Raw genomic sequence first — 6,419 nt, 5'->3', positions numbered from 1 at the left:
AGGCGTTCCACGTGTTCCCACAGCTCGGGCGAGGCGACGTTGATCACGAGTTCCGGGCGTTCCGCGAGATTGCGCACGGTGTGGCTCTCGCTGCCGAACCCCAGGACGAGGTGCTGCCCCAGGGCCCACGCGGAGGAGATCGGGGCGAGGTTGCAGGTGCCGTCGGCGTTCTCGGTGGTCAGCAGGACCACGGGCGTACCGAAGTAGAGAATGCTCGGCCTGATCACGAGGTGGGTGCGGGGCGTCATGGCTCGGGACGCTACGGGCGGGACGCTTCGACGCCCGCCGAAGCGTCGACCGGCGAGGCTGGCCCGGTGGCCGGTGTCGAGGCCCGGCGAGGGCGGTCCCGCCGCGCCCGGGCTTTCGGGTATCAGAACCGGTCGTGCTGCTGCGGCTGCCCGTACGTCTGGCCGCTCGGGCCGTTCGTGCTCTGGGTCTGCAGGTGATCCGCCTGCTCCTTGGTCACCTTCTGTTCCGCGCCGCAGAAGGTGCACTGCGTCAGGTACTTCGTCGAGATCGGGAACAGCGGGACGAAGAACAGGGTGAACTTCGTGACGCGCTTCCTGAGCGTGTGGGCGGCGGGGTTTCCGCACTGGCCGCACACCAGCGTCAGTATCGCCAGCTGGTACAGGTATCCCTTGGTGCCGAAGATGATCACGTGTCGGTCCTTCCGGTCGGATCTTCACCCAGTGTCCTGTATCGCGGGCATGTCGGGCGCGCGGGCCCCTCGTTCGTGTGGAGAGCCCGGCGGTGACTGGTCCACTCGGGTGACGGCGGACCGGGGGCCGTCAGGTGCGGCCGATGCGGTTCCGCGGTGACCTCGATCTCACCCAGACGCAGTCCGTGCCCACCGACGACCTGGGTTCCCTCGTCGTCCAGTCCTGGCGGGGCCACGACCCCCGACGGGAACGACATCCCCTATCTGCCGGCCTGCTCCCTCGGAAACGGTGCGAACGGTCCGGAGGGCACTGCGAAGGCCGTCGAGCAGTTGCTGCTGAGCGCCGGTCTCCCCCTGGGCGAGGGGCTCGTCCAGGCGGCCCAGCCTGCCGGTGAGCCTGCTCGTGGTGCCCGGGTCGGCCGTCCTCACCGTGCAGCACCTCAAGTCCCAGTTCGTCCCGCCGGAGACCTGGCTGGAGACGGTGGGCGAGCTCGGGTACGCCTACCTCATGTTCGTCACGCGTCCGTGGCCGGAGGGCGCCGAGCCCGATGACGCCGAGGCCCTCGCCGCCTTCACCCCGGACGAGGCCGCAGCGGCCTCGGCGGCGCGCGTCGTCCTGCCCGCCCGCAGCCTGCGCGGCTGGCGCGCGGAAGACAGCCCGGGCCGCGTGCGGTGGCCCGGGCTGTGGTGGTGTGCTCGTGGTCAGCCGGACAGGGCCGCCAGCACGACGGACTTTGCCTCCTCCTGGACCCGGCCGAGGTGGTCGGGGCCGACGAAGGACTCGGCGTAGATCTTGTAGACGTCCTCGGTGCCCGACGGACGGGCCGCGAACCAGGCGTTGTCCGTGGTCACCTTGATGCCGCCGATGGCCGCGCCGTTCCCGGGGGCCTCGGTGAGCACTGCTGTGACCGCGTCCCCGGCCAGTGTGTCCGCGCTGACCTGGGCCGGGGAGAGCTTGCCCAGGAGGGCCTTCTCCTCGCGGGTCGCGGGGGCGTCGATGCGGGCGTACGCCGGTTCGCCGAAGCGGGCGGTGAGCGCCGCGTAGTGCTCGGAGGGAGTTTTCCCGGTGACCGCCGTGATCTCGGAGGCGAGCAGCGCCAGGAGGATGCCGTCCTTGTCGGTGGTCCACACGGAACCGTCCCGGCGCAGGAAGGACGCCCCGGCGGACTCCTCCCCGCCGAAGCCGATGGTGCCGCCGGCCAGTCCGTCCACGAACCACTTGAAGCCGACGGGCACCTCGACCAGCTCGCGGCCCAGGTCGGCGGCGACCCGGTCGATCATGGCGGAGGAGACCAGCGTCTTACCGATGCCGGTGGTGGCCGGCCAGCGGTCGCGGTGAGCGTACAGGTAGGAGATGGCCACGGCCAGGTAGTGGTTCGGGTTCATCAGGCCCGCGTCCGGGGTGACGATGCCGTGCCGGTCGGCGTCGGCGTCGTTGCCGGTGGAGATCTGGAAGCGGTCGCGCTGCTCGATGAGCGAGGCCATCGCGTACGGCGACGAGCAGTCCATGCGGATCTTGCCGTCCCAGTCGAGCGTCATGAAACGCCAGGTGGGGTCGGTGTGCGGGTTGACCACGGTCAGGTCGAGGCCGTGCTGTTCGGCGATGCGGCCCCAGTAGGCCACCGACGCCCCGCCCAGGGGGTCGGCGCCGATCCTGATGCCGGCCGAGCGGATCGCGTCCAGGTCGAGCACGTCGGGCAGGTCGGCGACGTAGGTGCCGAGGAAGTCGTGGCGGCCGGTGGTGGGTGCGGCGAGGGCGCGGGCGTAGGAGACGCGTCGTACGTCCTTCAGGCCGCCCCGGATGATCTCGTTCGCCCGGTCCTGGATCCAGGAGGTCGCGCCGGAGGCGGCGGGGCCTCCGCTGGGCGGGTTGTACTTGAACCCGCCGTCGGCGGGCGGGTTGTGGGACGGCGTCACGACGACGCCGTCCGCGAGGCCGGTGGTGCGGCCGCGGTTGTGGGTGAGGATGGCGTGCGAGACGGCCGGGGTGGGCGTGTAGCCGTCCGTGTCGTCGATCAGCACGGTCACCTCGTTGGCGGCGAACACCTCCAGGGCGGTGACGCGCGCGGGCTCCGACAGGGCATGGGTGTCGGCGCCCAGGAAGAGGGGACCGTCGATGCCCTGGCCGTCGCGGTACTCACAGATGGCCTGACTGGTCGCGGCGATGTGGTCGTCGTTGAACGCGCCGGCCAGCGACGATCCGCGGTGGCCGGAGGTCCCGAACGTGACGCGCTGCCCCGGGTCGTCCAGGTCGGGGCGGAGCGCGTAGTACGCGGTGACCAGCCGAGCGACATCGACGAGATCTTCGGGTCCGGCCGGACTTCCCGCTCGCTCGTGCTGCATGGGCCCGCTCCTCCGCATGGGTTGATCCTTCGCTTGCGGTCACATCCTTCCTCGTCACAGTGGTGACGCGCGAGGGGGCACCCCGGTGAGGGGCGGATGTGCGCCGGCCACGCGAGAGGGAACGGCGGCACGGAACACGAGGAAGACGGCGCCACGGACCACCGGAACACCCGGTGGCGCGTCGCGCCGCCTGCTCCCCTCGTACCGGCACGTCCATCGCGCCGGCCGTGCTCAGATCCGCCCGCCGGTCAGGCGGGTGAGGGGACCGTGCGCGCCGCGTTCGGCACGGCGTCCGACGGCGTAGGACGCGGCGCTCAGGGCGGTCAGGCCGGCTCCGACGCCCGCGGCCACGAGCTTGCGGTGGGCGATTACCGTCCAGGCCGTCCTCGCCGTGGTCGCGACGTGACCCGAGGCCGTGACGACCGCCTGCCGTCCGACCTCGACGCCCTTGGCAGCCGTCTGTGCGGCCGACTTCGCCGTCTCTGCGGAGCGCTCCGCTCCGGACTTGGCAGCTGACGCGGCCTCACCGGCCTTGTCCGCGGCACCCTTCGCCGCCTGGGACGCGGGTGCGGTGGCCTTGTCCGCCGTGTGACGGGCCTTGGACTCCGCGGTCCGTACGGTGGTCGCCTTCTGATTCGTGCGCTTGTTCTCTTCAGTCATGGACACCGACTTGCCTCTGACTCCGGCCGCAAACACATTCGGTCGGGCACCGACCGGGCAGCGGCGTGCCTGAGCGGCTCATCGGAGGGGTAGGCGCATGACAGGCAAGTGACATCGCGACAGGAAGGAAGGTGCGTCATGGCCGGAATGCTGGATCGCATCAAGCAGTTCGCCCGGAGCCCGCAGGGGCGGCGGGCCGTGGACCAGGCGCGGCGGGCCGCGGCGGATCCCCGCAAGCGTGCCCAGGCCCAGCGTCTGCTCGGCAAGCTCAGGGGCCGCCACTGACCGGGACACCCGTTTCTCCCGGTATCCAACTCCTCCGCCGCACAGGTGTGTTCGTGCCCGGCTTGGGCACTTGGGTCGCACCACACACCTGAGAGGAGCTGGTTCGATGAGCAGGGCGGGGAACGGCAGGCGAGTCTGTGCCTCAGGCGTCGCCGGGGTGCTGGCGGGAACGGTGCTGGTCGGCTGCGGCGGCGACTCGGGCGACGGTACGCAGGGCACCTCGGCGAAGGCGAGCGCCGGCACCCGGGAGCAGGGTACGCGGGCGGTGCGCTCGGCCTACGACACGACGGCCGAGGAGGACACCGCCAAGGTGAAGCTGCGGGTGCAGACCTCGGCCCGGGGCGCGTCGCAGACGGCGAACGGGCAGGGTGCGGTGGACCTGGACGACGGCGACAGCGTCATGACCGTCACGGTGCAGGGGCAGCAGATCGAGCAACGCGTGATCGACCAGGTCCTCTACCAGAAGATGCCCAAGGGGCAGGCGCCGGGCGGCAAGCCCTGGATCAAGATCGACCTGAGGAAGGTCGCCGCACAGCAGGGCACGGACAACCAGTCCATGAGCGATCCGGCGCAGTCCGCGGCGTACGCCAAGGCGATCACCGACAAGGACGTGACCGAGAAGGGCTCGGCGACGGTCAACGGGGTGAAGACCACGCACTACCGCGTCTCGGTCGACGTCGCCGAGCTTCCCAACGGCGACACCCTGCGCAAGCAGGTCGGCGCGACCCTGCCGATGGACGTGTGGCTGGACGACGAGGGCCGGATGCGCCGTCAGCAGATCGACATGACCGTCAAGGCCCCGCAGGCGACGCAGCGGTCCTCCTCCGACGCCTCGTCCGGGCCCGAGAAGGTCACGGTGCGCACGGTCATGGACTTCACCGACTTCGGTACCGAGGTGGAGGCGGACGCGCCGCCGGCCGGGCAGGTCACCGACATGACCGGCAAGGCGCTGGAGCAGGGCAAGGGGCGGAGCTGACCCGAGGTCACCGCGCCGCACGGCCGCGGAGGCGTCGTACGAGGTCGTCCGCGGCCTGCGGCCACTCGGGACGATCGAAGGCGAAGCCCGCTTCGAGCAGGCGGCCGGGGACGACGCGGCGGCTCTTCAGCAGCAGTTCGGTGTCCGAGCGCAGGACGAACGCGCCGATCTCCGCCATCCAGCGGGTCGCGGGCAGGCCCACCGGGACACCCCCCGCGGCGCGCAGGGCGCGCATGAAGGCGCGTTGCGGCAGGGGCTCCGGTGCGGCGAGATTGACCGGGCCCTCGATGTCGTCCCGGGCGACGAGGAACTCGACGGCCCGGGCGAAGTCCCGGTCGTGGATCCACGACATGTACTGGGCGCCGCCGCCGACCGGGCCGCCGAGGCCGAGCCGGGCCAGCCGCAGCAGCACGTCGAAGACACCGCCGCGGTCCGGACTCATCACCATGGCGGCGCGCAGGGCCACGTTCCGCGTACGCGGGGTGCCGGCGCTCTCCTGTTCGCGTTCCCAGGCCTTGGCGATGTCGACGCTGTATCCCCAGTAGCCGGGGACGCCGGGTTCGGTGCCGCCGATCACGCCGGTGGATTCGTCGTTGGGCGCGTCGTGGCGGTGGGCGTAGACGGTCGCGGTGCTCATCTGGAGCCAGACCCGGGGCGGTCGGCCGGCTGCGGCGATCGCCTCGCCCACGACCTGCGCGGAGTGGACCCGCGAGTCCAACATCTGACGGAGGTTGGCGGGCGTGTAGCGGCAGTTCACGCTCCGGCCGGCCAGGTTGACCACGACGTCGCAGCCGTCGATCTCGGCCGCCCAGGGCCCCACGGTCTCCCCGTCCCAGTGCACTTCGCCGGGCCCCGCGGGGTGCCTGCTGAGTACCACGACGTCATGTCCCGCCGAGCTCAGCTCGCGCTTCAGGACCGTGCCGCCCTGCCCGGTGCCGCCGGGCATCACGAACTTCATGAAGGTCTCCCCCTCGATGTGTGAAAGCGACTCCAGCCGACTTTTGAACACGTTCAAAACAATGTCGAGACATGGGGCTCAACCTGCGCGGATGCGCCATCGGGCAAGATGGGGCACATGAGCGTAGTCAAGATCAACGTACTGACCGTGCCCGCCGAGCAGCGGGAGACGCTGGAGAAGCGGTTCGCCTCCCGTGCGCACGCCGTGGAGAACTCCGACGGGTTCGAGTGGTTCGAGCTGCTCCGGCCGGTGGAGGGCACCGACACCTACCTCGTCTACACGCGCTGGCGTGACGAGGCGTCGTTCCAGGCCTGGATGGAGGGGCCGATGAAGAGCGCGCACCAGGGCGGCGGCGAGGGTGGCGAACGGCCGAAGCCCGCGGCGAGCGGCTCCACGCTGTGGTCCTTCGAGGTGGTGCAGCAGGCCGGGCCGAAGGACTGACCGGCGCGACGCACGTGGTCCCCCAAGCAGTACGGCATGGGGGACCACGTGCGTGACGGCCTTGCCGGCGCTCAGCTGTGCCGGGAACGCGCGGGTAC

At 71.1% G+C, this 6,419-nt stretch carries 8 protein-coding genes and 1 pseudogene; 4 read left to right on the top strand and 5 right to left on the bottom strand.

Going from position 1 to position 6,419, the window contains the following annotated elements:
- The coding region (locus ABZ281_RS32480; RefSeq protein ID WP_356661332.1) for a pyridoxamine 5'-phosphate oxidase family protein at positions 1-248 on the bottom strand (248 nt) is incomplete at its 3' end.
- 122 nt (positions 249-370) lie between these two features.
- Entirely contained in the window at positions 371-658 is a 288-nt protein-coding gene (locus ABZ281_RS32475; protein ID WP_356661330.1) for a zinc-ribbon domain-containing protein, read from the bottom strand.
- 156 nt (positions 659-814) lie between these two features.
- Between ABZ281_RS32475 and ABZ281_RS32470 the strand changes: the two are divergent.
- Positions 815-1,448: pseudogene (locus ABZ281_RS32470) on the top strand (DUF5949 family protein).
- Here ABZ281_RS32470 and pgm read toward each other — a convergent pair.
- Both pgm and ABZ281_RS32460 read right to left on the bottom strand, forming a co-directional pair.
- Positions 1,361-3,001 carry a phosphoglucomutase (alpha-D-glucose-1,6-bisphosphate-dependent) gene (gene pgm, locus ABZ281_RS32465; protein ID WP_356661328.1) on the bottom strand — a complete coding sequence of 547 codons (1,641 nt, stop codon included), beginning with the start codon at positions 2,999-3,001 and terminating at the stop codon, positions 1,361-1,363. The pseudogene ABZ281_RS32470 and the gene pgm sit on opposite strands and share 88 nt — an antisense overlap.
- Before the next feature lie 231 nt (positions 3,002-3,232).
- Positions 3,233-3,661, bottom strand: coding sequence for a hypothetical protein (locus ABZ281_RS32460; RefSeq protein ID WP_356661326.1), 429 nt, complete (start codon positions 3,659-3,661; stop codon positions 3,233-3,235).
- A 138-nt stretch (positions 3,662-3,799) separates the two neighbouring features.
- On the opposite strand from ABZ281_RS32460, the gene ABZ281_RS32455 reads away from it, so the two are divergent.
- Positions 3,800-3,946 carry a hypothetical protein gene (locus ABZ281_RS32455; protein WP_179878731.1) on the top strand — a complete coding sequence of 49 codons (147 nt, stop codon included), beginning with the start codon at positions 3,800-3,802 and terminating at the stop codon, positions 3,944-3,946.
- 106 nt (positions 3,947-4,052) lie between these two features.
- Entirely contained in the window at positions 4,053-4,922 is an 870-nt protein-coding gene (locus ABZ281_RS32450; protein ID WP_356661324.1) for a hypothetical protein, read from the top strand.
- A gap of 7 nt (positions 4,923-4,929) precedes the next feature.
- Here the strand turns inward: ABZ281_RS32450 and ABZ281_RS32445 are convergent, their stop codons facing one another.
- Positions 4,930-5,880 (bottom strand): DUF1731 domain-containing protein, encoded by a 951-nt coding sequence (locus tag ABZ281_RS32445; RefSeq protein WP_356661322.1) that lies wholly within the window; start codon positions 5,878-5,880, stop codon positions 4,930-4,932.
- Positions 5,881-5,997: 117 nt separating this feature from the next.
- Between ABZ281_RS32445 and ABZ281_RS32440 the strand changes: the two genes are divergently transcribed.
- Positions 5,998-6,321 carry an antibiotic biosynthesis monooxygenase gene (locus ABZ281_RS32440; RefSeq protein ID WP_356661320.1) on the top strand — a complete coding sequence of 108 codons (324 nt, stop codon included), beginning with the start codon at positions 5,998-6,000 and terminating at the stop codon, positions 6,319-6,321.
- Positions 6,322-6,419 lie beyond the last annotated feature (98 nt).

Origin of the sequence: Streptomyces sp. NPDC006265, from assembly GCF_040613555.1 — a bacterium.
GTDB lineage: Bacteria > Actinomycetota > Actinomycetes > Streptomycetales > Streptomycetaceae > Streptomyces.
Note: the sequence above shows the minus strand (reverse complement) of the source record. Positions and strands in the feature narration are given on the sequence as shown.

What these genes read in the sequence shown, in the direction of transcription:
- pgm (WP_356661328.1), bottom strand. Translation starts at nt 3,001, where the DNA reads ATGCAGCACGAGCGAGCGGGAAGTCCGGCCGGACCCGAAGATCTCGTC.
- ABZ281_RS32450 (WP_356661324.1), top strand. Translation starts at nt 4,053, where the DNA reads ATGAGCAGGGCGGGGAACGGCAGGCGAGTCTGTGCCTCAGGCGTCGCC.
- ABZ281_RS32445 (WP_356661322.1), bottom strand. Translation starts at nt 5,880, where the DNA reads ATGAAGTTCGTGATGCCCGGCGGCACCGGGCAGGGCGGCACGGTCCTG.
- ABZ281_RS32440 (WP_356661320.1), top strand. Translation starts at nt 5,998, where the DNA reads ATGAGCGTAGTCAAGATCAACGTACTGACCGTGCCCGCCGAGCAGCGG.
- ABZ281_RS32455 (WP_179878731.1), top strand. Translation starts at nt 3,800, where the DNA reads ATGGCCGGAATGCTGGATCGCATCAAGCAGTTCGCCCGGAGCCCGCAG.
- ABZ281_RS32460 (WP_356661326.1), bottom strand. Translation starts at nt 3,661, where the DNA reads ATGACTGAAGAGAACAAGCGCACGAATCAGAAGGCGACCACCGTACGG.